The 24,906-nt window shown below is 59.9% G+C and carries 22 protein-coding genes and 1 pseudogene; 9 read left to right on the forward strand and 14 right to left on the reverse strand.

Translation table 11 applies throughout. The annotated features are described in order from the left end of the window. Positions 1-120: 120 nt before the first annotated feature. The 8 genes from HU773_RS08695 to gcl form a co-directional block, all read right to left on the reverse strand. The gene (locus HU773_RS08695; protein WP_169990453.1) at positions 121-1,125 is read right to left on the reverse strand and encodes a sulfate ABC transporter substrate-binding protein; all 1,005 of its coding nucleotides are present in this window, start codon (positions 1,123-1,125) and stop codon (positions 121-123) included. A gap of 93 nt (positions 1,126-1,218) precedes the next feature. Continuing rightward, positions 1,219-2,043, reverse strand: coding sequence for an ion transporter (locus tag HU773_RS08700; protein WP_186625970.1), 825 nt, complete (start codon positions 2,041-2,043; stop codon positions 1,219-1,221). A 31-nt stretch (positions 2,044-2,074) separates the two neighbouring features. After that, entirely contained in the window at positions 2,075-2,950 is an 876-nt protein-coding gene (locus HU773_RS08705; RefSeq protein ID WP_169990455.1) for an urea transporter, read from the reverse strand. A 120-nt stretch (positions 2,951-3,070) separates the two neighbouring features. Further along, positions 3,071-4,486 (reverse strand): pyruvate kinase, encoded by a 1,416-nt coding sequence (pyk, locus tag HU773_RS08710; RefSeq protein ID WP_057958973.1) that lies wholly within the window; start codon positions 4,484-4,486, stop codon positions 3,071-3,073. Further along, positions 4,476-5,756: a glycerate kinase type-2 family protein gene (locus HU773_RS08715; RefSeq protein ID WP_120732266.1), complete on the reverse strand. Its 1,281-nt coding sequence runs from the start codon at positions 5,754-5,756 to the stop codon at positions 4,476-4,478. The genes pyk and HU773_RS08715 overlap by 11 nt, the downstream gene beginning before the upstream one ends. A 107-nt stretch (positions 5,757-5,863) precedes the next feature. Then, positions 5,864-6,754 (reverse strand): 2-hydroxy-3-oxopropionate reductase, encoded by an 891-nt coding sequence (locus HU773_RS08720; protein WP_057958974.1) that lies wholly within the window; start codon positions 6,752-6,754, stop codon positions 5,864-5,866. A gap of 57 nt (positions 6,755-6,811) precedes the next feature. After that, on the reverse strand, positions 6,812-7,594 hold the full coding sequence (hyi, locus tag HU773_RS08725; RefSeq protein ID WP_057438848.1) for a hydroxypyruvate isomerase: 783 nt from the start codon (positions 7,592-7,594) through the stop codon (positions 6,812-6,814). Between the two features lie 10 nt (positions 7,595-7,604). Further along, positions 7,605-9,380 carry a glyoxylate carboligase gene (gene gcl, locus HU773_RS08730; RefSeq protein ID WP_057438849.1) on the reverse strand — a complete coding sequence of 592 codons (1,776 nt, stop codon included), beginning with the start codon at positions 9,378-9,380 and terminating at the stop codon, positions 7,605-7,607. Between the two features lie 268 nt (positions 9,381-9,648). On the opposite strand from gcl, the gene HU773_RS08735 reads away from it, so the two are divergent. Then, positions 9,649-10,089: a GlcG/HbpS family heme-binding protein gene (locus tag HU773_RS08735; RefSeq protein ID WP_057438850.1), complete on the forward strand. Its 441-nt coding sequence runs from the start codon at positions 9,649-9,651 to the stop codon at positions 10,087-10,089. Between the two features lie 112 nt (positions 10,090-10,201). Here HU773_RS08735 and HU773_RS08740 read toward each other — a convergent pair whose 3' ends face one another. Next, the gene (locus HU773_RS08740; RefSeq protein ID WP_170059858.1) at positions 10,202-10,660 is read right to left on the reverse strand and encodes an REP-associated tyrosine transposase; all 459 of its coding nucleotides are present in this window, start codon (positions 10,658-10,660) and stop codon (positions 10,202-10,204) included. A gap of 186 nt (positions 10,661-10,846) precedes the next feature. Further along, the gene (locus HU773_RS08745; protein WP_057438851.1) at positions 10,847-11,452 is read right to left on the reverse strand and encodes a TetR/AcrR family transcriptional regulator; all 606 of its coding nucleotides are present in this window, start codon (positions 11,450-11,452) and stop codon (positions 10,847-10,849) included. Between the two features lie 134 nt (positions 11,453-11,586). Between HU773_RS08745 and HU773_RS08750 the strand changes: the two genes are divergently transcribed. Then, complete coding sequence (locus HU773_RS08750) at positions 11,587-12,501, forward strand: DUF808 domain-containing protein (RefSeq protein ID WP_186625971.1); 915 nt, start codon at positions 11,587-11,589, stop codon at positions 12,499-12,501. A gap of 3 nt (positions 12,502-12,504) precedes the next feature. On the opposite strand, the gene HU773_RS27375 is transcribed toward HU773_RS08750, so the two are convergent. From HU773_RS27375 to HU773_RS08765, 3 genes are all read right to left on the reverse strand, one after another. Continuing rightward, positions 12,505-13,047, reverse strand: coding sequence for a hypothetical protein (locus HU773_RS27375; protein ID WP_189691285.1), 543 nt, complete (start codon positions 13,045-13,047; stop codon positions 12,505-12,507). Positions 13,048-13,164: 117 nt separating this feature from the next. Further along, a complete protein-coding gene (locus HU773_RS08760) occupies positions 13,165-13,953 on the reverse strand; it encodes an MlaA family lipoprotein (RefSeq protein WP_057958978.1) in 789 nt (262 codons plus the stop codon). Continuing rightward, complete coding sequence (locus tag HU773_RS08765) at positions 13,946-15,244, reverse strand: serine/threonine protein kinase (RefSeq protein WP_057438855.1); 1,299 nt, start codon at positions 15,242-15,244, stop codon at positions 13,946-13,948. Before HU773_RS08765 ends, HU773_RS08760 begins: the two co-directional genes overlap by 8 nt. A gap of 235 nt (positions 15,245-15,479) precedes the next feature. On the opposite strand from HU773_RS08765, the gene HU773_RS08770 reads away from it, so the two are divergent. The 3 genes from HU773_RS08770 (at position 15,480) to HU773_RS08780 (ending at position 18,629) form a co-directional block, all read left to right on the forward strand. Beyond that, positions 15,480-15,848, forward strand: coding sequence for a hypothetical protein (locus HU773_RS08770; RefSeq protein ID WP_057958979.1), 369 nt, complete (start codon positions 15,480-15,482; stop codon positions 15,846-15,848). A 155-nt stretch (positions 15,849-16,003) separates the two neighbouring features. Next, positions 16,004-17,367 (forward strand): IS3 family transposase gene (locus HU773_RS08775; protein WP_090412738.1). Its coding sequence is split into 2 segments (ribosomal slippage): positions 16,004-16,469 and positions 16,469-17,367, totalling 1,365 coding nucleotides; the frame shifts between segments, so codons are not numbered across the junction. 137 nt (positions 17,368-17,504) lie between these two features. After that, a complete protein-coding gene (locus HU773_RS08780; protein WP_057961168.1) occupies positions 17,505-18,629 on the forward strand; it encodes an IS481 family transposase in 1,125 nt (374 codons plus the stop codon). 875 nt (positions 18,630-19,504) lie between these two features. On the opposite strand, the gene HU773_RS08785 is transcribed toward HU773_RS08780, so the two are convergent. Beyond that, a complete protein-coding gene (locus tag HU773_RS08785) occupies positions 19,505-21,058 on the reverse strand; it encodes a glycoside hydrolase family 17 protein (protein ID WP_186625492.1) in 1,554 nt (517 codons plus the stop codon). A 273-nt stretch (positions 21,059-21,331) separates the two neighbouring features. Here HU773_RS08785 and HU773_RS08790 point away from each other — a divergent pair, with 273 nt between their 5' ends. The 4 genes and pseudogenes from HU773_RS08790 to HU773_RS27750 all read left to right on the forward strand — a co-directional run. Beyond that, positions 21,332-22,183 carry a glycine betaine ABC transporter substrate-binding protein gene (locus tag HU773_RS08790; protein WP_057438857.1) on the forward strand — a complete coding sequence of 284 codons (852 nt, stop codon included), beginning with the start codon at positions 21,332-21,334 and terminating at the stop codon, positions 22,181-22,183. A gap of 264 nt (positions 22,184-22,447) precedes the next feature. Continuing rightward, positions 22,448-22,759, forward strand: coding sequence for a DUF485 domain-containing protein (locus tag HU773_RS08795; protein WP_057958981.1), 312 nt, complete (start codon positions 22,448-22,450; stop codon positions 22,757-22,759). Then, positions 22,756-24,414, forward strand: coding sequence for a cation acetate symporter (locus HU773_RS08800; RefSeq protein WP_057958982.1), 1,659 nt, complete (start codon positions 22,756-22,758; stop codon positions 24,412-24,414). The genes HU773_RS08795 and HU773_RS08800 overlap by 4 nt, the downstream gene beginning before the upstream one ends. Before the next feature lie 145 nt (positions 24,415-24,559). Then, positions 24,560-24,697: pseudogene (locus HU773_RS27750) on the forward strand (hypothetical protein); the annotation flags it as partial. Between the last annotated feature and the right edge of the window lie 209 nt (positions 24,698-24,906).

Below are 24,906 nucleotides of genomic sequence, written 5' to 3' on the forward strand. Positions count from 1 at the left end.
AGAACCCAGTGTGGGAGCGGGCTTGCCCGCGATGGCGGCGTGTCAGGTTGGAAATACCTGGCTGATACACCGCTATCGCGGGCAAGCCCGCTCCCACATTTTTTGAACGCGTTTTGTCAGTTATTGACCGCTGTAGATCTGGTCGAAGACCCCGCCATCATTGAAGTGGGTTTTCTGCACGGTGCGCCAGTCGCCAAAGGTCTTCTCTACCGAGAGGAAGTCAACTTTCGGGAAACGGTCGGTGTATTTGGCCAGCACCGCTGGGTCACGTGGACGCAGGTAGTTGTTGGCGGCAATTTCCTGGCCTTCGGCCGACCACAGGTATTTCAGGTAGTCATCGGCCACCGCACGGGTGCCTTTCTTCTCGACCACTTTGTCGACCACCGACACCGGCGGCTCGGCTTCAGCGGAAACGCTTGGGTAAACCACTTCGAACTGATCGCGGCCGAACTCACGGGCAATCATTTCCGCTTCGTTTTCAAAGGTCACCAGCACGTCGCCGATCTGGTTGGTCATGAACGTGGTGGTCGCGGCACGGCCACCGGTATCGAGCACCGGCGCCTGCTTGAACAGCTTGCCGACAAAGTCCTTGGCCTTGTTTTCATCGCCGCCGTTCTTCAGCACATAGCCCCAGGCCGACAGGTAGGTGTAGCGCCCGTTACCGGAAGTCTTGGGGTTGGGCACGATCACCTGTACGCCATCCTTGAGCAGGTCCGGCCAGTCTTTCAGGGCCTTGGGGTTGCCCTTGCGTACGATAAATACGGTGGCGGAAGTGAATGGCGCGCTGTTGTTCGGCAGGCGGGTGACCCAGTTGTCGGGCACCAGTTTGCCGTTGTCCGCCAGGGCGTTGATGTCGGTGGCCATGTTCATGGTGATCACGTCAGCCGGCAGGCCGTCGATGACCGAGCGCGCCTGTTTGCTGGAACCGCCGAAGGACATCTGCAAGGTCAGCTTGTCGTTCGGGTGTTCGGCTTGCCAGTGCTTCTGGAACGCCGCGTTGTAGTCCTTGTAGAAGTCACGCATCACGTCATACGAGACGTTGAGCAGGGTGGTCGAGGCGGCCTGGGCGCCGATGGACAGTGCAAGGCCGGCGGCCAGGAGCGAAGCGCTAACGAGTTTTTTCACTGCTCATTCCTTGTTGTTCGCGAAGGTGGTGGCTTATAGCCCACGACTATAGCCGCGGTGGCATAGACGCTTAAAGATTAAAAAGTACTTTGCTTATTCCACTTTTTTATAGAGCCCGTTGCCGCAGCGCGAACAGAAGGCCGCGTTGGGTTCGTGGCTGCTTTTCTTGCACACCGGGCAGTCGTGTTGCAATTGCTCGCCGCGCATGGCGTTGGCCAGTTCGGCGGTAAAGATCCCGGTGGGCACGGCGATGATCGAGTAGCCGGTGATCATCACCAGCGACGAGATCACCTGGCCCAGCGGGGTCTTGGGCACGATGTCGCCAAAGCCCACGGTGGTCAGGGTCACGATGGCCCAGTAGATGCCCTTGGGTATGCTGGTAAAGCCATGCTTCGGGCCCTCGATCACGTACATCAGGGTGCCGAACACCGTCACCAGGGTGCAGACGCTGACCAGGAACACCACGATCTTTTGCTTGCTGCCGCGCAGCGCCGACATCAGGTAGTTGGCTTGCTTGAGGTACGGGCTGAGCTTGAGCACCCGGAAGATCCGCAACATGCGGATGATGCGGATAATCAGCAGGTACTGGGCGTCGCTGTAGTACAGGGCGAGGATGCCGGGGACGATGGCCAGCAAGTCCACCAGCCCGTAGAAACTGAAGGCATAGCGCAATGGCTTGGGCGAACAATACAGGCGCAGGCCGTACTCGATGGCGAAGATCAGCGTGAAGCCCCACTCGATATAGGCCAGCACATCGGCGTAGTTCTGGTGCACGACGTCGATGCTGTCGAGCATCACGATCACCAGGCTGGCGAGGATGATCAGCAACAGGATGCCGTCGAAGCGCCGCCCGGCCGCCGTGTCGCTCTGGAAAACCATGACGTAGAGCCGCTGGCGCCAGTCGTTGTTACTGTCCATGAAGTCCGCCTGAATCGAAGATCTGCGAAGCCTAGGGGGATTCGAACGGGCTGTCCATGTTGGACCGGTGCCGCAGACGCAGGGTGGCGCGCACCAGCCAGCAGGCGAGGATAAACGGCGCAGTCAGCGGTGCCAGGTGCAGGCCGGCGAAGCCTGGGGCAAGCAGGCATGCCAGGAGGATGCCGAGCAGGGGCAGCCAGGGTTGGCGTCGGTACTGGCTGAGGGCCAGGGCGGCAAGCGCCGGGTTATAGCTGTGCAGGCCGAGCAGGGCGCCAGCGCGGTCGTCGAGCAGCAGGCCGAGTGCCATGCCGCTGCAGGCGCCCACCACGGCCCACAGCGCTGCGCGAGGGCTGGCCAGCAGCAGGCCAAGGGCGATCAGCACGCCGGCCAGTGGTTGATCCAGCAGCACGATCTGCCCCAGGCCGATCAGCGGAGCGCTTAGCCAGTCCAGGGTGTCCGGCGTAGTGATAGGCAGCGCGGCAGGTGCGACCGTGCCGAGCAACAGCCAGCCTAACCCGACGAAGGGCACGGTATAGGCAGGCAAGTCATCGCCATGGCCCGTGCGCTTGACCCATTGCCGGGTCAGGATCGCACTCAGGCCGCCGCAGGCCAGGATCAGCGGCGGCAGCAAGGCCGACCAGGCGAAATGCTGGCTGATCAGTAATCCCAGCAACACGCCGTTGTAGCTATAGAGCCCGGCCTGGCGCTCGGCCTTGGGATAGTCGCGGCGCTGGGCCGTGAGCAGGCCGGCGACCCCGCCCAGCAGCGCACCGCCGAGCAGGGCCGGGGCGCAGGTGAGGATCGCCAGCAGGCAGAGCAGGCCACACAGCGGGTGGCGTTGCAGGAATATCTGGCTGAAGCCGTTGAGCAGGGCTTCGGCCCAGTCGGGGCAGGTTGGGTTGGGCATGGTGAGGGAGTCAGGGAGACCGAGTTGCCCTTATCGCAGGCAAGCCCGCTCCCCTATTTTGATTGGCGAACCCAATCAAATGTGGAAGCTGGCTTGCTCGTGATGAGGCCCGAACAGACGCTAGATCAACGTCTCAATGCGCAGCGAGTTGGTCGACCCCGGTTGCCCAAACGGCACCCCCGCCGTGATCAACAAGGTATCCCCACGCTGTGCCATGCCTTGGGCCTGGGCGATTTCCAGCGCGGTGGAACACACCTCGTCCACCTGCCTCAAGCGGTCATTGACCACCGAATGCACACCCCAGGCCACGCTCAAGCGGCGCGCAGTGGACAGGTTGGGCGTGAGGTTGAGGATCGGCACCGCCGGGCGCTCCCGTGCTGCACGCAGGCTGGAGCTGCCCGACTCGCTGTAGTTCACCAGCACCGCCACCGGCAGGATGCTGCTGATCCGACGGATCGCGCAGCTGATGGCATCCGACACCGTGGCATCGGCCTTGGGTCGGCTTACATCCAGTTGGGTCTGGTAGTCCGGGCCGTTCTCCACCTGGCGGATGATCTTGCTCATCATCTGCACCGCTTCCAACGGGTATTCACCGGACGCGGTTTCGGCCGACAGCATCACCGCATCGGCGCCTTCGGCCACGGCATTGGCCACGTCGGTGACTTCAGCGCGGGTGGGGGCCGGCGAGAAGCGCATGGACTCGAGCATCTGTGTGGCCACCACCACCGGTTTGCCCAGCTGGCGGCAGGTGCTGATGATGTCTTTCTGGATTTGCGGCACGCTTTCGGCCGGCACTTCCACGCCCAGGTCCCCTCTGGCGACCATGATCGCATCGCTCAGCTCGGCGATTTCCTGCAGGTAGCGCACCGCCGAGGGTTTTTCGATCTTCGCCATCAAGAACGCCTTGTCACCGATCAGCTCGCGGGCTTCGCGGATATCTTCGGGGCGTTGCACAAACGACAGCGCCACCCAGTCCACGCCCAGCTCCAGGCCGAAGCTCAGGTCGCGGCGGTCCTTGGCGGTCAGTGGGCTGAGTTCCAATAAGGCTTGTGGGACGTTCACCCCCTTACGGTCGGACAGTTCGCCGCCATTCAACACTGTGGTGTCGATCGCGTCGGCATGCTTGGTAATCACCCGCAGGCGCAGCTTGCCGTCATCCAGCAAAAGGTCCATGCCCGGCTCCAGGGCCTTGATGATTTCCGGGTGGGGCAGGTTGACCCGGCGCTGATCGCCCGGTGTCGGGTCAAGGTCCAGGCGCAAGGCCTGGCCACGCACCAGTTGCACCTTGCCTTCGGCGAAACGCCCGACCCGCAGCTTGGGCCCTTGCAGGTCCATCAGGATCCCCAGGGGGTAATTGAGCTGGCGTTCAACCTGGCGGATCCATTGGTAGCGCTGGGCATGGTCGGCGTGCTCGCCATGGCTGAAGTTCAGGCGAAAGATGTTCACCCCGGCTTCCACCAGCTCGCGGATGTCATCAATACCGTCGGTGGCCGGCCCCAGGGTGGCGAGGATTTTGACCTTCTTGTCAGGCGTCATGGGCAGCAGTCTCAAGTATCAAAATGGCGCGGAAGTCGTTGACGTTGGTACGGGTCGGCTCGGTGACGATCAACGCGTCGAGTGCCGCGAAATAGCCGTAGCCATTGTTGTTGTCCAGCTCATCGCTGGCCGACAGGCCCAGGGCCTCGGCGCGGGCGTAGCTGGTGGGGGTCATGATTGCCCCGGCGTTGTCTTCGGAGCCGTCGATGCCGTCGGTGTCACCGGCCAGGGCGTAGACGCCGGGCAGGCCCTTGAGGCTGTCGGTCAGGCTCAGCAGGAATTCGGCGTTGCGTCCGCCACGGCCATTGCCGCGCACGGTCACGGTGGTCTCGCCGCCGGACAGGATCACGCAGGGCGCCGCCAGTGGCTGGCCGTGCTGCACGATTTGCCGGGCAATGCCGGCGTGGACCTTGGCCACGTCCCGCGCTTCGCCTTCCAGATCACCGAGGATCAGTGGGCTGAAACCGGCCTGGCGCACTTTCACCGCCACCGCTTCGAGGGATTGCTGCGGCCGTGCGATCAATTGGAAATGGCTGCGCGCCAGGCACGGGTCGCCGGGTTTGACCGTCTCTGATTCCGGGTTCTGCAACCAGCTGCGCACCGAGGCCGGCACTTCGATCTGGTAACGTTTGAGAATCGCCAGCGCCTGTTGCGAGGTGCTCGGGTCGCCTACGGTCGGGCCGGAGGCAATCACCGTGGCCTGGTCGCCCGGCACATCGGAAATCGCGTAGGTGTAGACCGTGGCCGGCCAGGCGGCCTTGGCCAGGCGCCCACCCTTGATCGCCGAGAGGTGCTTGCGCACGCAATTCATCTCGCCGATGGTCGCGCCGGATTTGAGCAGGGCTTTGTTGATGGCTTGTTTGTCGGCCAGGGTGATACCCGCTGCCGGCAACGCCAACAGGGCCGAACCGCCGCCAGACAGCAGGAAGATCACCCGGTCGTCTTCGCCCAGGTTGCTGATCAGCGCCAGCACACGCTTGGCCACGGCCTGGCCGGCAGCATCCGGCACGGGGTGCGCTGCTTCGACCACTTCGATTTTCTGGCAGGGTGCGCCGTGGCCGTAGCGTGTGACCACCAGGCCCGAAACCTCGCCCTGCCAGCTGTTTTCCACGACCAGGGCCATGGCGGCTGCGGCTTTGCCCGCGCCGATCACGATCACCCGGCCGCTGCGGTCGGCGGGCAGATAAGGTTCGAGGACTTGCCGGGGGTGGGCAGCGTCGATGGCTGTGGCAAACAGCTCGCGAAGCAGGTGTTGCGGATCGACCGACATAAGCGGGCTCCCGGATTCTTGTTATTGGGTTTGAAGCGTGGAATGAGGGCCAAATGTGGGAGCAGGCAAACCAGCTCCCACCAGGGATTGCATTCCGAGAGGGGAGGTTACTTATCGCGAATCGAGAAATTCGCCATATGCTCCAACCCCTTGATCAGCGCCGAATGGTCCCAGTTGCCGCCGCCAATCGCGGTGCAGGTACTGAACACTTGCTGGGTACCGGCGGTGTTGGGCAGGTTGATCCCCAGCTCCTTGGCGCCGGCCAGGGCCAGGTTCAAATCCTTCTGGTGCAGGTTGATACGGAAACCCGGATCGAAGGTGCCCTTGATCATCCGCTCGCCATGCACTTCGAGGATCTTCGACGAGGCGAAGCCACCCATCAGCGCTTCGCGCACCTTGGCCGGATCTGCACCGTTCTTTGCGGCGAACAGCAGTGCTTCGGCCACCGCCTGGATGTTCAGCGCCACGATGATCTGGTTTGCCACCTTGGCGGTCTGGCCATCGCCATTGCCGCCCACCAGGGTGATGTTCTTGCCCATGCTCTGGAACAGCGCCAGGGCGCGTTCGAACGTTTGCGGCTCGCCGCCGACCATGATGCTCAGGGTCGCGGCCTTGGCGCCGACTTCACCGCCCGACACTGGGGCGTCGAGGTACTGCGCGCCGGTGGCGTTGATCTTCGCGGCAAAGGCCTTGGTGGCGGTGGGTGAGATCGAACTCATGTCGATCACCACTTTGTTCGGCGACAGGCCTGCGGCAACACCGTCGGCGCGGAACAGCACGTCATCGACCTGGGGGGTATCGGGCACCATGACGATGATGAATTCCGCTTCCTGGGCCACTTGCTGCGGGTTGGCCAGGGCCACGGCACCGGCGGCGATCAACTCGGCGGGCGCCTTGCCGTGGTGCTCGGAGAGGAACAGTTGGTGACCTGCTTTCTGCAGGTTCGCGGCCATGGGTTGGCCCATGATGCCGGTGCCGATAAAGCCGATTTTAGCCATGATGAAATCCTCTTTTTATTAGTTGTGCAGGTCTGGCACTGCCCCCTGTGGGGTTGCTCAGATGGCGTTATGGCTCTTGAGCCAACCCAGGCCAGCCTCGGTAGTGGTCAACGGCTTGTACTCACAGCCGACCCACCCCTGATAGCCAATGCGATCCAGATGTTCGAACAGGAACCGGTAGTTGATCTCCCCGGTGCCCGGCTCGTTGCGTCCCGGGTTGTCCGCCAGCTGGATATGGTTGATCTGATCCAGGTGCGTGGCCATGGTGCGCGCCAGGTCGCCTTCCATGATTTGCATGTGATAGATGTCGTACTGCAGGAACAGGTTGGCACTGCCCACCTGTTCGCGAATCGCCAGGGCCTGCGCGGTGTTGTTCAGGTAGAAGCCTGGAATGTCGCGGGTGTTGATCGCTTCCATCACCAGCTTGATCCCCACCGCCTGCAGCTTGTCGGCTGCGTACTTGAGGTTGGCGACGAAGGTTTTTTCCAGCGTGGCGTCATCCACACCGGCGGGGCGAATCCCCGCCAGACAGTTGATCTGGGTATTGCCCAGCACCTGGGCGTAGGCGATGGCCAGGTTGACCCCGGCGCGGAACTCTTCGACCCGGTCCGGGTGGCAAGCCAGGCCGCGCTCGCCGTTGGCCCAGTCACCGGCCGGCAGGTTGAACAGCACTTGGGTCAAGCCGTGGGCGTCGAGTTGTGCCTTGATTTCGGCGGAGCTGAACTCGTAGGGGAACAGGTATTCCACCCCACTGAAGCCGGCATCGGCGGCGGCTTTGAAGCGGGCGAGAAAGTCCTGTTCGGTAAACAGCATGGACAGGTTGGCGGCAAAACGCGGCATGGGGTTCTCCTTAATCGAGCAATGAAATGGCAGTCGGTGCGTCGTTGCCCACCAGTGCCAGATCTTCGAATTCGTTGACGGCGTTGATCTCGGTGCCCATGGAAATATTGGTCACGCGCTCCAGAATAATCTCGACAATCACCGGCACCTTGAACTCTTCGATCATTTCCTGGGCCTTGCGCAGCGCGGGCTGGATCTGGCCCGGCTCGAACACACGCAGGGCCTTGCAACCCAGGCCTTCGGCGACGGCAACGTGGTCGACGCCATAACCGTTAAGTTCCGGGGCGTTGAGGTTGTCGAAAGACAACTGCACACAGTAGTCCATTTCAAACCCGCGCTGGGCCTGGCGGATCAGTCCCAGGTAGGAGTTGTTTACCACCACGTGGATGTACGGCAGTTTGAACTGCGCACCCACGGCCAGCTCTTCGATCATGAACTGGAAGTCATAGTCGCCGGACAGCGCCACCACCTTGCGGCTTGGGTCAGCCTTGACCACGCCCAGTGCCGCCGGAATGGTCCAGCCCAATGGGCCGGCCTGGCCGCAGTTGATCCAGTGGCGCGGCTTGTAGACGTGCAGGAACTGCGCACCGGCAATCTGCGACAGGCCGATGGTGCTGACGTAGCAGGTGTCTTTGCCGAACACCTGGTTCATCTCTTCGTACACCCGTTGCGGCTTGACCGGGACGTTGTCGAAGTGGGTCTTGCGGTGCAGGGTGGCTTTGCGCTGCTGGCAATCATGCAACCAGGCGCTGCGGTCCTTGAGCTTGCCGGCGGCTTTCCACTCGCGGGCCACTTCGATAAACATCGTCAGCGCGGCACCGGCGTCGGACACGATGCCCAGGTCCGGGGTGAACACACGGCCGATTTGCGTCGGCTCGATGTCAACGTGAATGAACTTGCGACCTTCGGTATACACCTCCACCGAGCCGGTGTGACGGTTGGCCCAGCGGTTGCCGACGCCCAATACCACGTCGGACTTGAGCATCGTAGCGTTGCCATAACGGTGTGAGGTTTGCAGGCCGACCATGCCCACCATCAGCGGGTGATCGTCGGGGATGGTGCCCCAGCCCATCAGCGTCGGGATCACTGGGATACCGGTCAGTTCGGCAAATTCCACCAACAGCTCGCTGGCGTCGGCATTGATCACGCCGCCGCCGCTGACCAGCAGCGGGCGTTCAGCCTGGTCGAGCATGGCCAGGGCTTTCTCAACCTGGATGCGTGTGGCCAGTGGCTTGGCCAACGGCAGTGGCTGGTAGGCGTCGATGTCGAACTCGATCTCGGCCATCTGCACGTCGAACGGCAAGTCGATCAGCACCGGGCCGGGGCGCCCGGAGCGCATTTCATAGAAGGCTTTCTGGAACGCATACGGCACTTGGCCAGGTTCGAGCACGGTGGTCGCCCACTTGGTCACTGGCTTGACGATGCTGGTGATGTCCACGGCCTGGAAGTCTTCCTTGTGCATGCGGGCACGGGGCGCTTGCCCGGTGATGCACAGGATCGGGATCGAGTCGGCCGAGGCGCTGTACAGGCCGGTGACCATGTCAGTGCCCGCCGGGCCCGAAGTGCCGATGCACACGCCGATATTGCCGGCCTTGGTGCGGGTATACCCCTCGGCCATGTGCGAAGCGCCTTCCACGTGGCGAGCGAGGACGTGATCGATGCCGCCGACCTTTTGCAGGGCCGAATACAACGGGTTGATCGCGGCGCCTGGGATACCGAAGGCGGTGTCTACACCCTCACGGCGCATCACCAGAACGGCGGCTTCGATTGCTCTCATTTTGCTCATGGTTTTGGTGCCTCTTGCGTTTTGTAATTGTATACAAGTGGTGTTGCTTCAAAGTGTATTCACGGCGAGCGGCGCAGGTCAATCCATTTTATTCTCACGCCTGTGCATTCGTCGGAAGGCTTTTTAGCGGGATTATTTCGACGTATGGTGCGTATGTTTCGAAATATTGTATACAAAAAATAAATCTATTGTGTTCTATTTGTTGTATCCGGCTTCTGATCATTCAGAGCCCAAAGGCTTTCTCAATAACAAGATAAGGACGGCACCCATGAGCGCTCTAACCTTGAAAGTCGCAGTCAACCTGGTCAGCCAGGCCATCACCGCTGGCCGCACCATTGCCGCTGCACCGCTGACCATCGCGGTGCTCGACAGCGGCGGGCACCTGATCACCCTGCAACGCGAAGACGGCGCCAGCCTGCTGCGCCCGCAAATCGCTATCGGCAAGGCCTGGGGCGCGATTGCCCTGGGCAAGGGCTCGCGCCTGCTGGCCCTGGATGCCCAGCAACGCCCGGCATTTATCGCCGCGCTGAACAGCCTGGGGCAGGGCGGCGTGGTGCCGGCGCCGGGCGGCGTGTTGATCCGGGACCCGGCGGGGGTGGTGCTGGGGGCGATCGGGATCAGTGGGGATACGTCGGATATTGATGAGCAGTGCGCGATCAGCGCGATTGAAGGGGTGGGGTTGTTGGCGGATGCGGGGGTGAGTGCTTGATTTCTCGGGGCTTGTAAGAACCTCATCGCGAGCAAGCCCGCGTTTTGACCTGTGAACACGGTCAAAATGTGGGAGCGGGCTTGCTCGCGATAGGGGCGACTCGGTCTTAAACCTAAACCCAAATTGCATCCCACAACGGATAGTCGCCAATCCTCTCCACCAATCCCGCCCTCAATGGGTTGGCCACCACATACCTAGCCATCTTCACCAGATCATCCTCCTTGCGCAGCGCGCGATCATGAAAACTGGTTTGCCAAAGCCTTCCCTTGCGGCCAGTGGCACCATTGACTGAACGGGTGCTTTTGGATTTTACCTGGCACATCAAGTCCCCCAGGGAGCCCTTTTGCAGGTCGATCAGCCAGTGAAAGTGGTCGGGCATCACCACCCAGGCCAGAGAGTTCGCCAGCCCTTGATAGTGGGCAAGCCTGAACTGCCAGACCACCAGGCGGCCCAGGTGGAAATCGCTGAAGATCGGCACGCGCTCGTGGGTGTTGGTGGTGATTAGGTAGATGCGGTTGGTTTCGCTGAACCGGCCAATGCGTAGGCGGTGTGAGGTGGCTCGATCAGGCATTCCGTTGCCTCTCTTCAGATGGGGTCTTGAGAGGCTAGATCGAGGAGTTTGAGGCTGATGGGCAGGCTTTTGGCAGGATGTGTCTGGGAGGGCACTTTCGCGAGCAAGCCCGCTCCCACATGGGATCTTCGTTGTTCATACATTTTGTGTCTGGCACAGTTCTAATCTTGGCCACACCACGGTCCCTCAGTCCGGCTCACACCCCTTCAACACCAACCGAATAATCGTCTGCGCCGCCGCTTCATAATCGGCCTCATCCAGCTTGGCCTTGCCGGTCACCGCTGAGATCTGCCAGTCGAAGTCGGCATAGGTCTGGGTCGCTGCCCAGATGCTGAACATCAGGTGGTTGGGGTCGATGGCGGCGATCAGGCCGCGATCGACCCAGCTCTGGATGCAGTCGATGTTGTGCTTGGCCTGGGCGTTGAGCTGCTGCACCTGCTCGGGGCTCAGGTGTGGCGCGCCGTGCATGATTTCGCTGGCGAACACTTTCGAGGCAAAGGGCAGATCGCGGGAGATGCTGATCTTCGAGCGAATATAGCTGCTCAGCACTTGCTTGGGGTCACCGTCCGGGTTGAAGGGGGTGGAGGCGGCCAGGATCGGCTCGATGATGCTTTCGAGCACCTCGCGGTAGAGGTTGTCCTTGGACTTGAAGTAGTAATAGACGTTGGGTTTGGGTAGCCCGGCCTTGGCGGCGATGTCGCTGGTTTTGGTCGCGGCGAAGCCCTTGTCGGCAAACTCCTCGCTGGCTGCCCGCAGGATCAGTTCTTTGTTGCGCTCGCGAATGGTGCTCATAGACCAGATGATTCCTTGCCAGGACAGGCGGTTGCGCATGGTAGCACCGGCGATCCGCGGGCCTCAAGAATCTGCCCGCGACGCTTTGTACCACGCTATGCTGCGAAATATCCCACATTAAGGACGTCCGATTCATGGCAGGAAGCAGCTTGTTGGTATTGATTGATGACATCGCCGCCGTCCTCGACGACGTGGCCCTGATGACAAAAATGGCCGCCAAGAAAACCGCCGGGGTGCTGGGGGATGACTTGGCGCTCAATGCCCAGCAAGTTTCCGGCGTGCGCGCCGAGCGGGAAATCCCGGTGGTGTGGGCGGTTGCCAAGGGTTCGTTTATCAACAAGCTGATCCTGGTGCCCACCGCGCTGTTGATCAGCGCCTTCGCGCCCTGGGCGGTCACCCCACTGTTGATGCTCGGCGGCGCCTATCTGTGTTTCGAGGGCTTTGAAAAGCTCGCCCATAAACTCCTCCACAGCAAGGCCGAAGATCAGGCCGAACATGCCCAGTTGGTCGCAGCCGTGGCCGATCCGGCAACGGACCTGGTGGCCTTCGAAAAGGACAAGATCAAGGGCGCCATCCGCACCGACTTTATCCTCTCGGCCGAAATCATCGCGATCACCCTGGGCACCGTGGCGGATGCGCCGTTGATGCAGCAAGTGATCGTGCTGTCGGGCATCGCCCTGGTCATGACCATCGGCGTGTACGGCCTGGTGGCCGGTATCGTCAAGCTCGATGACCTGGGCCTGTGGATGTCGCAAAAGCCCGGCCAGTTGGTACGTGATATCGGCAACGGACTTCTGCGAACCGCACCGTACATGATGAAAGGCCTGTCTGTGATCGGCACGGCGGCAATGTTCATGGTCGGTGGCGGCATCCTCACCCACGGCGTGCCCGCGGTGCATCACTGGATTGAAAGCGTGAGCCAGAGTATCGGTGGCATCTCCTGGCTGGTGCCGACCCTGCTCAATGCCGTCGCGGGGATCATCGCCGGGGCGGTGGTGCTGGCGCTGGTGTCTGTAGCGAGCAAGGCGTGGCGCGCCTTGAGGGGCTAGGCGTTACCGCAGCGCGCTGTAGCCTTTTTCGCTGAACGCCTTGAACAGCTGCGCTTCCGAGCCTGCGGAAACACTGCCGAACTGGCCAAAACCCTGTACGTGCTGATCGTTTTGCTGGGTTGGGCCCTGACGCTCCAAGTCTTCACGGCCATCAATATAGGTTGCCACTTTAGCCAGGTTATAGGCGGCATTGGCACGTGATTCGGGGTCGCGGTTGGCTGCGCTCCAATCGCCGGTTTGCTGTTTGAGCTGATTGATGAAGTTGCTTGCAAAAGGACCATCTTGTTTGAGGATGTCCTTGAGGATCGGGGTGTCCTTGAAGATTTGCCCTGCACTGCGATTGTCGCCGCGCGGTCGGCCATAGGCGCCTCTGGGGGCGTCCAGATGAGGTTTTGTTGAGGCTTGGGATTCAGCCGTCGGGGGCGCGGCGAGGGTGGGTGCCGTGAGGGTGGGTTGGGAAACCGATATCGTCATGTTTAAGTTCCACTGGAAAGTTCGAGGTGGGCAGAGTGCGGTCAGCCTGTTTTGGGTCGGGCTTATCAGCATGGGGGCCTGGACTTTAAGTGGCAGGGGCGTACGAACTGGTTCCGAGGGGGGGGCTGCTGACAGCCGAAAAAAAAGGCCATCGAACGTTTCGATGGCCTTTTTGCACGCTGGGTAACGTTATTCGGCAATCTGCAACTTGCGCGACTCGGTATACACATACCGCACTTTTTCATACTCGAACGGCGAGTTCATCTGGCCGTAGCGAAAGCTGGTCTGGTAGCGCTTGTCTACTGCGCGCAGGGCCCAGATTTCCGGGTGGTTGGAGCTGACCTCGGACACGTTGAGGTAGTTGATCTGCGATTCGGCGGTGTAGTCGACGAGCAGGCCACCGGTGTCGCGCAGGTTCGATGGGCCGAGGATCGGCAGGATCAGGTAGGCGCCGCCCGGTACGCCGTAGAAGCCCAGGGTCTGGCCGAAGTCTTCGCTCTGGCGCGGCAGGCCCATGGCGGTAGCCGGGTCCCACAGCCCGGCGATGCCGATAGTGGTGTTGACCAACAGGCGGCCGGTGGTTTCCAGGGAGCGGTGGCCCTTGAGTTGCAGCAGGCTGTTCATCAGGTTGGGCACATCGCCCAGGTTGTTGAAAAAGTTGCTCACCCCGGTGCGCAGGAAGCTGGGGGTGACGTAGCGATAGCCGTCGACCACGGGCAGGAATACCCATTGGTCGAAGCGGTAGTTGAAGTGGTACACCCGACGGTTCCACGACTCCAGCGGGTCATAGACGTTGAGGGCGTTGAGGGTCGAGCGCTCGAACTCGCGCTGATCCAGGCCAGGGTTGAACTTGAGCTTGCTCAAGGGCTCCTTGAAGCCATCCTGGTCGATCACGGTCGGTGCATGAGCCTTGCTGTTGTCCGCGTTGGCAACGCCTGCACAGAGTAAGGCGGCAAGAAGCAGGAGATGTTTAGCCACGGAAAAACTCCAGCATGGCGTCGGCGTTGACGCGGTAATTGAGGTTGCCGCAGTGGCCGCCCAGCGGGTAGACGGTCAAGCGATCGCCGAAGGTCTTGCGCAAGAAGCCCAGGTCGCCAGGGCCGAGGATCACGTCGTCGGCGTTGTGCATCACGGCGATTTTCGGGCTGTCACGCAGGTAATCCTCGAGGGCGTACAGGCTCACCTGGTCGATCAGTTGCAGCAGGCTGCCGCCGTCGGAGCGGGCGCGCCACATCGGGATCACTTGTTCGGTCAGGTAGCAGTCGAAATCACACTGCAGCGCACGCTTGAGGAACGGCGTGAGGCTGGTGCTTTCGGTGATTGGGTATTTGGGCGGGATGATCAGGCCGCGACGGTTGATCAGGTCCGAGGTAAAGGCGATATCGGCCGCCGAGAAGCGGAACGAGGTGCCGATCAGCATCGCCATCTGCTCGTTGGTCAGGTGCTCCTTGGAGTTCTGGAAGTCGTAGAGCAGGGCATCGTTCATGTCGATATAGCCCTTTTGCTGGAAGTAGCGGGTCAGCTTGTTCAACACCAGCTCATAGAAGGTGGTGCTGTTGTTGATGCCCTTGACCTCGGTCTGCACCAGCTTGTCGAGGTTGGTGATGGAGGTATAGAGGTTGACCGGCGGGTTCAGCAGCAGCACTTTCTTGAAGTTGAAGCTGCGTCGTGTCTCGTCCAGTTTGGCGACGAACGCCGCGTCCAGCGCCCCCAGGCTGTAGCCGGTGAGGTAGAAGTCGGTGACCGGCAGCGTGGCGTTTTGTGCGCGCACGGCCTGCATCACGCGGTACATGTCTTCGGCGTCTTCCTGGGTGATGCCGGGTGTGGCAAAGCGCGAGGCGGCGCTGATGAAGTCGAAGCTGGTGGGCGACGACAGTTGGACGACATGGTAGCCGGCCTTGTAGTACAGCTTTTTCAGGTATTCGTTGAGAGAGCTGTCAAAACGCGCGCCGGTGCCGGCGATCAGGAAGATCAGTGGCGCGGCGCGATCCTGTTTGGCAATGCGGTAGGTGAGCTTCTTCACCGCCCAGAAGTTGTCGGGCAGGCTGAATTCACGCTCCGGGCGCATGTTCAGGTTGTAGTCGGATTGGTTGATGTCATCAATGGATGGCAAATCCGGCCGCAAGTCCGGTGGCGTTGTGGCGATGGTCGCTTCGAACGGGTTGGTCAAAGGATAGCCATAGCTGGCCGGGTCGACGTCGACCGCCAGTGCTGACGCACTCAAAAAAAGGCCACCCAACAGGGCAGCGCAGCGCAAGGAACGGAGCATGACTAAATCCCTAAGAGGAAACGTGCTTAATGAAGTTCGCAGGCTATGACCACCGCGTTATCGCCGAAGTGCCAGCCATCGGCACTTAATATCGGAAAAAACATAGGAATCGAGGTAATAGTATGCAGACGATACACTTTGGCACGCTTTGATGAATAGTTATCTGTGCGCAACCCTTGCCAATGGCCCTGGGGAGATTAAGCTGGGCGCCGTTTTCGTCTATCGGAGTGCCCTTATGTCCCGTCGTTTGCCGCTGATCCTGCTGCTGTTGGCCTTGCCGTTATGGCTGGCTGCCAGTTATGGCGCCCGTTATGGGTTTATGGAGGACGGGCAGTGGGTGGGCATCTGCGTTGACGATGCCAGCCGCTGGGAGTGCCAGTTACGGGCGAACCTGGGTTTGATGATCCACTTCAAGGTCATGGGCTGGGCGGCGCTGGTCACCTCGGTGCTGGCGTTTGTACTGCCAGGCCGTGCCGGTTGGGGTTTGGCGGTGTTGGGGCTGGCGTTCGGGATTCCGGCATTGGCGTTGTACAACACCAATTTTGCGGTGTTTGCCTTGGTGATTGCCGGGTTGCGGTTGGTCAGGGCGCCTCGGGCTGCCTGATAGGGCCAATCGCAGCATAGGTATCTACACATCTCTTTAAGTGATTCTTAGGTTTGTGTACATATCCGTTGCTGCGGTTACGGCGGCTATTGGTTCCGCCCTTACGTGAACTGCCCCCCGAATGTTGGACACCTGACCCCTCGGGAGGGTGTTCCATGACGAAATACAACCTAGCGCTCAAGCAATCACTGATTGAAGAGTGTCTGTCTGCCAGTAGCGTTCATGAGGTGGCCCTCAGGCATGGCTTGAGTCCATCGCTACTGCGGCGCTGGATCAAGGGTTTTGAAAAGCACGGTTCCTCTGGCTTGATTGCTAAGTACAGCCATTACGATGCCCAGTTTAAATTGAAGGTTTTGCAGTGCATCGAACAAGACGGACTGTCGGCCCAACAGGCCTGTATACAGTTTGATATCCGTGGCCCAAGCAGTATCAGGCAGTGGCAAAAGCTGTACGATGAGGGCGGCGTAGAAGCGCTACAACCGCATCGTCTTCAAGAGTCCAGCATGCCCCGCAAACCTTCCAGACAACCCAAAGCAAGTCCTGCTCTTCCTGCGGACGCAGAGCTGACCCCTGAACAAATGCTCGCAGAACTGGCCTATCTGCGCGCGGAGAATGCCTATTTAAAAAAGCTCGATGCCTTAATCCAAGCGGATCCCCGTACTGCGCAGCCAAAAAAACGCAGGCCGTCCAAGGATTGAGGCATGAGCATCCACTTGCTCTGTTGCTACGTGCAGCGGGACTTGCACGCAGCACCTTCTATTACCAAAGCAAAACACTGCTAACCGACAAGCATGCCGACCTTAAAGATCGCATCCGCAGCGTCTTTCACGGGAATAAGGGGCGTTACGGCTACCGCCGTATCACTGCGACCCTTGGAAACAGTGGTGAGTTGATCAATCACAAAAAGGTGCATCGGCTGATGCAGATAATGGGCCTCAAGTCGCTGGTCAAAGTGAAGAAATATCGCTCTTACCGAGGTGCTGAAGGGCTTGTTGCGCCTGATCTACTAAAGCGCGAATTTAAGGCAGAAGCCCCTAACCAGAAATGGGTAACCGACGTGACGGAGTTCAAGGTGAAGGGGCAAAAGCTGTTTCTCTCGCCTCTCATGGATTTGTACAACGGCGAGATCCTGGCCTACCAGATCAACCGACGTCCCGAATTCAGGATGGTCTCGATGATGCTGGAAAAAGCCTTCGGGCGACTGAGTCGAGATGAAAAACCAATACTGCACTCTGACCAGGGTTGGCAGTACAGGCAGCCTACCTACCGACATATGCTGGCCGAAAAGAGCATCGAGCAGAGCATGTCGCGCAAGGGTAATTGCTTGGACAATGCCGCCATGGAAAGCTTTTTCGGCACACTCAAGAGCGAGTTTTTCTATCTGGAATCATTTGAGAGTGTGGAGCAGCTGGCATCAGGCATAGAGGATTACATTGCCTACTACAACCAAGACCGCATAAGCCTCAGACTGAATGGCTTGAGTCCGGTACAATTTCGTATCCAGACGCTGAATCAATAGCGTCCCTGTCCAACATTCGGGGGGCAGTTCAACGGCGGGTCACTTTCGAAGAGCGTGTACGGACCGGACACATGGTTGACGGGTGTGCGGGGACATGGTGGACACTTTTGGCGAGCCAACTTCGCCGGAAAGCCATCATGCCCTGGGACACGAGAGATACCATGAGCCTGAAAGAAGAGTTCATTGCCTTAGCACGGCAACCCGGCAGCAATAAACGAGAGCTGTGTCGACGGTTCGGCATCAGTCCGCAAACGGCCTATAAGTGGTTGAAACGCTATGAAATGCAGGGGCAGTCTGGACTGCAAGAGAAGTCCCGAAAACCTGCGACTAGCCCAAAGCTAACCGCGCCAGCTCTGGAAGCGGAAGTCATAGCGCTTAGGCGAGCACATCCCGCTTGGGGCGGACGTACAATCAGCAGCCTTTTGAAAAAGCAGATTGCTCCTAGCACTGTCACCAATGTTCTGCACCGATGCGGGCTGATTCAGCCTGTTCAGAAGGAACAAGAAGCAAAGCTGAGATTTGAACACGATGCACCTAACGATCTTTGGCAGATGGATTTCAAAGGGCACTTCCCGACGCAAGAAGGCCGATGCCATCCGCTGACGTTGCTGGACGATCACTCACGATTCAATTTGGCGATTCAAGCTTGTGATAACGAGCGTGGAATCACAGTGAAGGAAAAGATGATCGAGGTATTCCAGCGCTTTGGTTTACCGGCTCGCATCAACGTTGACAATGGGCCGCCATGGGGCTCGCCACGCAACCCTGGGGAAATCACAGAATTAAGTATCTGGTTGATTCGCTTGGGGATCAGGATCAGCTTCAGTCGTCCTTATCACCCTCAAACCAATGGAAAGATTGAGCGCTTCCATCGTTCACTCAAAGCCGAGGTGCTTGATGGGCGTCAATTCTCCACGATCAAGGATGCTCAAACAGCGTTTGATCAATGGCGTGAGGTCTATAACTTAAAACGCCCTCACCAAGCACTGGACTACAAGGTGCCTATGGACCGGTATCGAGCAAGCCCCTGGGCTTATCCGCAGCAGCTATCGGAGTTTGAATATGGGCCGGATGATGTGCTGGCCAAGGTTTATCACAGCCGATTTCGCTTTCAGAAACGTTACTTCAGCATTGCCAAGGGGCTGGTTGGGCAGCACATCGCAGTTCGGCCTAACCCTGAAAGTGACGGGCTCTTTGACGTCTACTTCTGCCACCATTTCCTACGAACGATCGACGTGAGCAAACCGGACTATGGTTCATAATGTGTCAACTATGTCCCCGCACATGTGTCCACTATGTGTCCGGTCCGTACAGAAGAGCGCGAAAGTAACCAAAGCGCTTTTGCCCCACCACTCGGCACCTCGCCTAGGCTCGGTGTGCCCGTCATCCGACATTGATTTTGGGGGCCGCCGCGATGGGCCATCCATGGCCCAGCGCGGCTAACCCGGCGTCCTGCCGGGTTACCCCCCAAATCAATATCGGATGACGGCCAGCGTGGTTTAACGGGGCGCCTCAGATCAAAAGCAAAGCGAGGCGGCCTGACAGCCGACCTGATCGTCGAAGCGTGCGCGGACTCCTGTGGGAGCTGGCTTGTCGGATCGCCGCATCGCTGCGATGGCGCCGGCACTGCTAGCCTTTATGTTGTCTGACACACCGCTATCGCAGCCTCGCAGGGCGAGACAGCTCCCACAGGGGAATGCAGCTTCGCGCTCTGGCATTGCTGTTGCTCTGCTTTTGATCTGGCTTTTGATCTTGATCTTAGGCGCCCCGTTAAACCACGATGGCCGCAGGCAGGTATTGCGCAGTGGGCACCCCGGCATGGATGCCGGGGTAGCCGCGACACGGCCATGGATGGCCGATCGCGGCGGGCCCACGGAGCAATGCCTGACTGCGGGCATGCCGAGCCTAGGCGAGGCACCGAGTGGTGGGGCAAGAGCGTTTTGCTTACTTTGGCGCTTCTCCAAAGTGAGCCGCCGTCAGGGCGGAACCCTAAGTGGCCGTGACCGCAGCAACGGATATGTACACAAACCCAATAAGCTAAAGAGTTGTGTAGATACCTATGCTCATCGCAGGCAAACCCGCTCCCACATTTGAATGTATTCACAGATCAAAATGTGGGAGCGGTGCGATAGCGATCTTATGGATTGCGCACCCGCAGGCAACGCCACAAGGCTGCAACCATCAACACGCTGACCAGCGCCCAACCCAGGGCCTGCTGGTTCATCAAGCCTTCGCGGTACAGCTGCGGTGCAATGCCGGCGCCGATGATGAAGGTCAGCAGGGCTATTTCCCGGCGTGGCCCCCTGACCGGGCGCAGCAGGTAGACCAGCGCCGGCAGCAGCAGGGCGGCAGTGGGGAAGCTGCGGTAGCGTGGGTCGAACACCAGTGCCAGCATCATTACCGTCGTGGCGAACCCTGCGAATGCAATCAACCAGCCAGCGCGCTGCTCCAGCCAGGCGTAGGCCCGTGCGCGCCAACCCTGGCGAGCGCTCAAGGCCAGGGCCCCATGGGCCAGCACCAACAGGTTCAGGGCCAGCAACAGCCCAGCCCAGATCCATTCATCAGTGAAGCGCGCGGTCACTCGGGTCAGTTCGGCCCAACTGCCAATCGAGCCCGCCGCCACCGCGCCCAGCAACGGCAGCAACAACGCGGCGCGGGTACTGCGCACACGCCCGCCGAGCACCAGGGTGCCCAATAGGATCAGCCCGCCAACGCCCAGCCACAGCGGCCAGTACGGCACATTGGTGACCGGGCCGGCCAGGATGCCCTTGTCCTGGCGTTCGGCATCAAACAGCCCCCAGTAACCGCCGACCGCCCCTTCGCTGGCGCGTTTCCACGGCTGGTCAAAGGCTTCGATCAGGTTGTAATGCCAGCCATTGGCTTCGGCCATGGCGACAAAACCGCGAATGAACTTGGCTTCGTTGACCCGGCTCGGCACTGCGGTTTCCCGCTGGCGGCCTTCGCTGGGCCAGCCGGTTTCGCCAATCATCACGTCCTTGGGGGCGAAGCGGTTGCCGAAGGTCTGGCGAATATCGCCGACATGGCGCAGGGCCTGGTCGATCCCCGCCGGGTCATCTTCCCAATACGGCAACAAGTGAATGGTCAGGAAATCCACCGCCGGGGCAATTTCCGGGTGTTGCAGCCAGAACTCCCAGACATCGGCATAGGTGACCGGCTGCTGGATCTGGCTTTTGACCTTTTCGATCAGCTTCACCAACTGCGTGGCGGTGATTTCCTTGCGCAACAGGGCTTCGTTGCCGACGATCACCGACGTGACCACGTCAGGGTTGGCGTTGGCCGAGGCGATCAGCAGGTCGACCTCCTTGGCGTTGTCCATCGGGTTGCTGTTGATCCAGGCACCGATCATCAACTTCAGGCCGTGTTTGCGCGCCAGGTCCGGCAGGGCTTCGAGGCCGGTCATGGAGTAGGTGCGGATGCACTCAAAGCGCGTGGCCAGCAATGCCAGGTCGGCGTCCATGCGCTCGGGGCGCAGTTTGAACGGCTGGTCGAACGGTGACTGGTCCTTGTCGAAGGGCGTGTAGGACGCGCATTGCAACTTGTGGCTGGCGCTGGCGACGTCCGGCAGCACTAGTGGCTGGCCGAGGCCATACCAGTAGCCGCCCAGCGCGAACAGGCCGAGCAGCAAGGCAAATACATAAGGCATGAAGGGGAAGCGGGCAGTCGCGGTCATGGTCAGGCCGTGTGGGAACAAAGCCGCGCATCTTACCTGTATTTGCCGGTTTTCAGGGGGACCGCATAATTTTGACATGCAAAGTTCGGGCGGGATTTTGACGCTGCGTCCTAGGAATTTTCCTGCTGGCGTTGTGATGTCGTTTCTTGCTCCGCTGAGGTCGTAGTCAGAGCAGGTCCACAGGTTCAGCAGGTTGATGATCGAACGGCACCACATGACAACAGGTTGACGTCGCTCGGCATCCGTCGGGCGCAGCACTTTCGGGGAAGCACTATGAAGATGCGACGACTCTTGGGCGCAGCTGCCACCTTGGTAGTTGCGATGAGTTCCACACTGGCCAGCGCCGACAGCAAGACCCTGAGCCTCGGTTATGTGGACGGCTGGTCGGACAGTGTCGCCACCACCCACGTGGCGGCTGAAGTGATCAAGCAAAAACTGGGCTATGACGTGAAACTGCAGGCGGTTGCCACCGGGATCATGTGGCAGGGCGTGGCCACCGGCAAACTTGACGCCATGCTTTCGGCCTGGCTGCCGGTCACCCACGGCGAGTATTGGACCAAGAACAAGGACAAAGTGGTCGACTACGGCCCCAACTTCAAGGATGCGAAGATCGGTTTGATCGTGCCGGAGTACGTCAAGGCCAAGTCCATCGAGGACTTGAAGACCGACACCACCTTCAAGAACAAGATCGTTGGCATTGATGCCGGTTCAGGCGTGATGCTCAAGACTGACGAAGCCATCAAGCAATATGGCCTGGACTATAAGCTGCAGGCCAGTTCCGGGGCGGCAATGATCGCTGAGTTGACCCGTGCCGAAGACAAGCAGGATTCCATTGCGGTGACCGGCTGGGTGCCACACTGGATGTTCGCCAAGTGGAAGCTGCGTTTCCTTGACGATCCAAAAGGCATCTATGGCGCCGCCGAGACGGTCAATAGCATCGGCAGCAAGGGCCTGGAAAAGAAAGCCCCGGAAGTCGCGGCATTCCTGAAGAAATTCCAGTGGGCCTCCAAGGATGAAATCGGCGAAGTAATGCTCGCTATCCAGGAAGGTGCCAAGCCAGATGCGGCGGCCAAGGATTGGGTGGCCAAGCACCCTGAGCGTGTGGCTGAGTGGACCGCTCCTTGACCCCCTGAAAAGTATTGGTGATGGGCCTTGTGTGAGAGCTGGCCTGCCCGCGATGGCGGTGGATCAGTTGATGGATACCTGACTGATTCACCGCCATCGCGGGCAAGCCAGCTCTCCCATAAGCTCCCTCCCGCAATTGTTTCTGTCACCTCCCAAACCCTCGTTACACTGGTTCTAAGACTAAGGTCGTCTGGAACCTCTCCCGCAGCCGCATACAGTGGATATGTCCCAATAATAAAAAGCTGTGCTGCGAGGATAAAAACAATGAACGACAGCATTTACCTCTCGATTCAAAACAGCCCGCGCTTCAAGGAGCTGGTCAGAAAAAGGGAAAGGTTCGCCTGGATTCTCTCGGCGATCATGCTCGGGCTGTATTCCGGATTCATCCTGTTGATTGCTTATGGGCCACAAGTCTTGGGGGCCAAGATCAGCCCTGAGTCGTCCATCACCTGGGGGATCCCGATGGGGGTTGGGCTGATTGTCTCGGCCTTTGTGCTCACAGGCATCTACGTGCGACGCGCCAATGGCGAATTCGACGACCTGAACAATGCGATTCTCAAGGAGGCTGCGCAATGATCCGTCGTCTATTGGCTGTATTCGGCGCTTCGCTTTTTGCTCCTGCCGTTTGGGCGGCGGACGCATTGACCGGTGAAGTGCACAAGCAACCGTTGAACGTTGCGGCGATCCTGATGTTTGTCGCCTTTGTCGGCGCAACATTGTGCATCACCTACTGGGCGTCCAAGCGTAACAATTCGGCGGCTGACTACTATGCCGCTGGCGGCAAGATCACCGGTTTCCAGAACGGTCTGGCGATTGCCGGCGACTACATGTCGGCGGCGTCCTTCCTGGGGATTTCCGCACTGGTGTTCACCTCTGGCTACGATGGCCTGATCTACTCGATCGGCTTCCTGGTGGGCTGGCCGATCATTCTGTTCCTGATCGCCGAGCGCCTGCGTAACCTGGGCAAGTACACGTTTGCCGACGTAGCGTCCTATCGCCTCGGGCAAACCCAGATCCGCAGCCTGTCGGCTTGTGGTTCGCTGGTGGTGGTGGCGTTCTACCTGATTGCGCAGATGGTCGGCGCCGGCAAGCTGATCCAGCTGCTGTTCGGCCTTGATTACCATGTTGCGGTGATCCTGGTGGGTATCCTGATGTGCCTCTATGTGTTGTTCGGCGGCATGCTGGCGACCACCTGGGTACAGATCATCAAGGCAGTGCTGCTGCTGTCCGGTGCTTCGTTCATGGCACTGATGGTGATGAAGCACGTCAACTTCGACTTCAACCTGCTGTTCTCCGAGGCGATCAAGGTTCACCCTAAAGGTGAGGCGATCATGAGCCCTGGCGGCCTGGTAAAAGACCCGATCTCGGCGTTCTCCCTGGGCCTGGCCCTGATGTTCGGTACAGCTGGCCTGCCACACATCCTGATGCGCTTCTTCACCGTGAGTGACGCTAAAGAAGCCCGCAAGAGCGTGCTGTATGCCACTGGCTTTATCGGCTACTTCTACATCCTGACCTTTATCATCGGCTTCGGCGCGATTCTGCTGGTCAGCACCAACCCGGCGTTCAAGGATGCAGCAGGCGCTCTGTTGGGTGGTAACAACATGGCGGCGGTGCACCTGGCCAACGCGGTGGGCGGCAGTATCTTCCTGGGCTTCATCTCGGCCGTGGCGTTTGCCACCATCCTCGCGGTGGTTGCCGGTTTGACCCTGGCCGGTGCTTCGGCGGTGTCCCATGACCTGTATGCCAGCGTGATCAAGAAAGGCAAGGCCAACGAGAAGGATGAGATTCGCGTGTCGAAGATCACCACCATCGCCCTGGCAGTGCTGGCGATTGGTCTGGGTATCCTGTTTGAAAGCCAGAACATCGCGTTCATGGTCGGCCTGGCGTTCTCCATTGCCGCCAGCTGTAACTTCCCGGTGCTGCTGCTTTCCATGTACTGGAAAAACCTCACCACCCGTGGCGCGATGATTGGTGGCTGGCTGGGTCTGGTCAGTGCGGTTGGCCTGATGGTCCTGGGCCCGACCATCTGGGTCTCGATCCTGCACCATGAAAAAGCGATCTTCCCGTACGAGTACCCGGCGCTGTTCTCGATGATCATCGCGTTCGTGGGTATCTGGTTCTTCTCCATCACCGACAAGTCGGCGGCGGCAGTGAAAGAACGGGCGCTGTACTTCCCGCAGTTTGTGCGTTCGCAGACTGGCCTGGGGGCGAGCGGGGCGGTCAACCACTAAGGTTGTAGCTCAATAAGAAATGCCCCGGTCGAAAGGCCGGGGCATTTTTTTGGCTGGATGATTTGTAGTGTTTGGGCTGGCCTCATCGCGGGCAGGCCCGGCTCCCACAGTTGAACGATGTGCGCCCGGGCGATGCGGTCAGCTGTGGGAGTACCCGGCGCTGTTCTGGATGATCACTGGCTCTTCTCCATCACCGATAAGTCGGTGGCGGCGGTGAAAGCGCTTCCCGCAGTTTGTGCGTTCGCAGACTGGCCTGGGGCGCGCGGGGCGGTCAACCGCTTAGGTTGTAGCTCAGTAAGAAATGCCCTGGTCGAAAGGCCGGTTTTTTTTGCCTGGGGTTCTGTGTTGCCTGCGCTATTGCCTTCGCGAGCAAGCCCACAGTTGACCGCGTTCATCCTTTGAAATGCGGTCAACTGTGGGCTTGCTCGCGAAAGCGGTATGTCAGGCAGCACAAACAAAACGGCCTCCACTAAGGGAGGCCGTTCTCAATGC

The sequence above is a fragment of the Pseudomonas shahriarae genome (genome assembly GCF_014268455.2).
Classification (GTDB): Bacteria; Pseudomonadota; Gammaproteobacteria; order Pseudomonadales; family Pseudomonadaceae; genus Aquipseudomonas; species Aquipseudomonas shahriarae.

What these genes read in the sequence shown, in the direction of transcription:
- HU773_RS08700 (WP_186625970.1), bottom strand. Translation starts at nt 2,043, where the DNA reads ATGGACAGTAACAACGACTGGCGCCAGCGGCTCTACGTCATGGTTTTC.
- HU773_RS08705 (WP_169990455.1), bottom strand. Translation starts at nt 2,950, where the DNA reads ATGCCCAACCCAACCTGCCCCGACTGGGCCGAAGCCCTGCTCAACGGC.
- pyk (WP_057958973.1), bottom strand. Translation starts at nt 4,486, where the DNA reads ATGACGCCTGACAAGAAGGTCAAAATCCTCGCCACCCTGGGGCCGGCC.
- HU773_RS08715 (WP_120732266.1), bottom strand. Translation starts at nt 5,756, where the DNA reads ATGTCGGTCGATCCGCAACACCTGCTTCGCGAGCTGTTTGCCACAGCC.
- HU773_RS08720 (WP_057958974.1), bottom strand. Translation starts at nt 6,754, where the DNA reads ATGGCTAAAATCGGCTTTATCGGCACCGGCATCATGGGCCAACCCATG.
- hyi (WP_057438848.1), bottom strand. Translation starts at nt 7,594, where the DNA reads ATGCCGCGTTTTGCCGCCAACCTGTCCATGCTGTTTACCGAACAGGAC.
- gcl (WP_057438849.1), bottom strand. Translation starts at nt 9,380, where the DNA reads ATGAGCAAAATGAGAGCAATCGAAGCCGCCGTTCTGGTGATGCGCCGT.
- HU773_RS08735 (WP_057438850.1), top strand. Translation starts at nt 9,649, where the DNA reads ATGAGCGCTCTAACCTTGAAAGTCGCAGTCAACCTGGTCAGCCAGGCC.
- HU773_RS08740 (WP_170059858.1), bottom strand. Translation starts at nt 10,660, where the DNA reads ATGCCTGATCGAGCCACCTCACACCGCCTACGCATTGGCCGGTTCAGC.
- HU773_RS08745 (WP_057438851.1), bottom strand. Translation starts at nt 11,452, where the DNA reads ATGAGCACCATTCGCGAGCGCAACAAAGAACTGATCCTGCGGGCAGCC.
- HU773_RS08750 (WP_186625971.1), top strand. Translation starts at nt 11,587, where the DNA reads ATGGCAGGAAGCAGCTTGTTGGTATTGATTGATGACATCGCCGCCGTC.
- HU773_RS27375 (WP_189691285.1), bottom strand. Translation starts at nt 13,047, where the DNA reads ATGCTGATAAGCCCGACCCAAAACAGGCTGACCGCACTCTGCCCACCT.
- HU773_RS08765 (WP_057438855.1), bottom strand. Translation starts at nt 15,244, where the DNA reads ATGCTCCGTTCCTTGCGCTGCGCTGCCCTGTTGGGTGGCCTTTTTTTG.
- HU773_RS08770 (WP_057958979.1), top strand. Translation starts at nt 15,480, where the DNA reads ATGTCCCGTCGTTTGCCGCTGATCCTGCTGCTGTTGGCCTTGCCGTTA.
- HU773_RS08780 (WP_057961168.1), top strand. Translation starts at nt 17,505, where the DNA reads ATGCCCTGGGACACGAGAGATACCATGAGCCTGAAAGAAGAGTTCATT.
- HU773_RS08785 (WP_186625492.1), bottom strand. Translation starts at nt 21,058, where the DNA reads ATGACCGCGACTGCCCGCTTCCCCTTCATGCCTTATGTATTTGCCTTG.
- HU773_RS08790 (WP_057438857.1), top strand. Translation starts at nt 21,332, where the DNA reads ATGAAGATGCGACGACTCTTGGGCGCAGCTGCCACCTTGGTAGTTGCG.
- HU773_RS08795 (WP_057958981.1), top strand. Translation starts at nt 22,448, where the DNA reads ATGAACGACAGCATTTACCTCTCGATTCAAAACAGCCCGCGCTTCAAG.
- HU773_RS08800 (WP_057958982.1), top strand. Translation starts at nt 22,756, where the DNA reads ATGATCCGTCGTCTATTGGCTGTATTCGGCGCTTCGCTTTTTGCTCCT.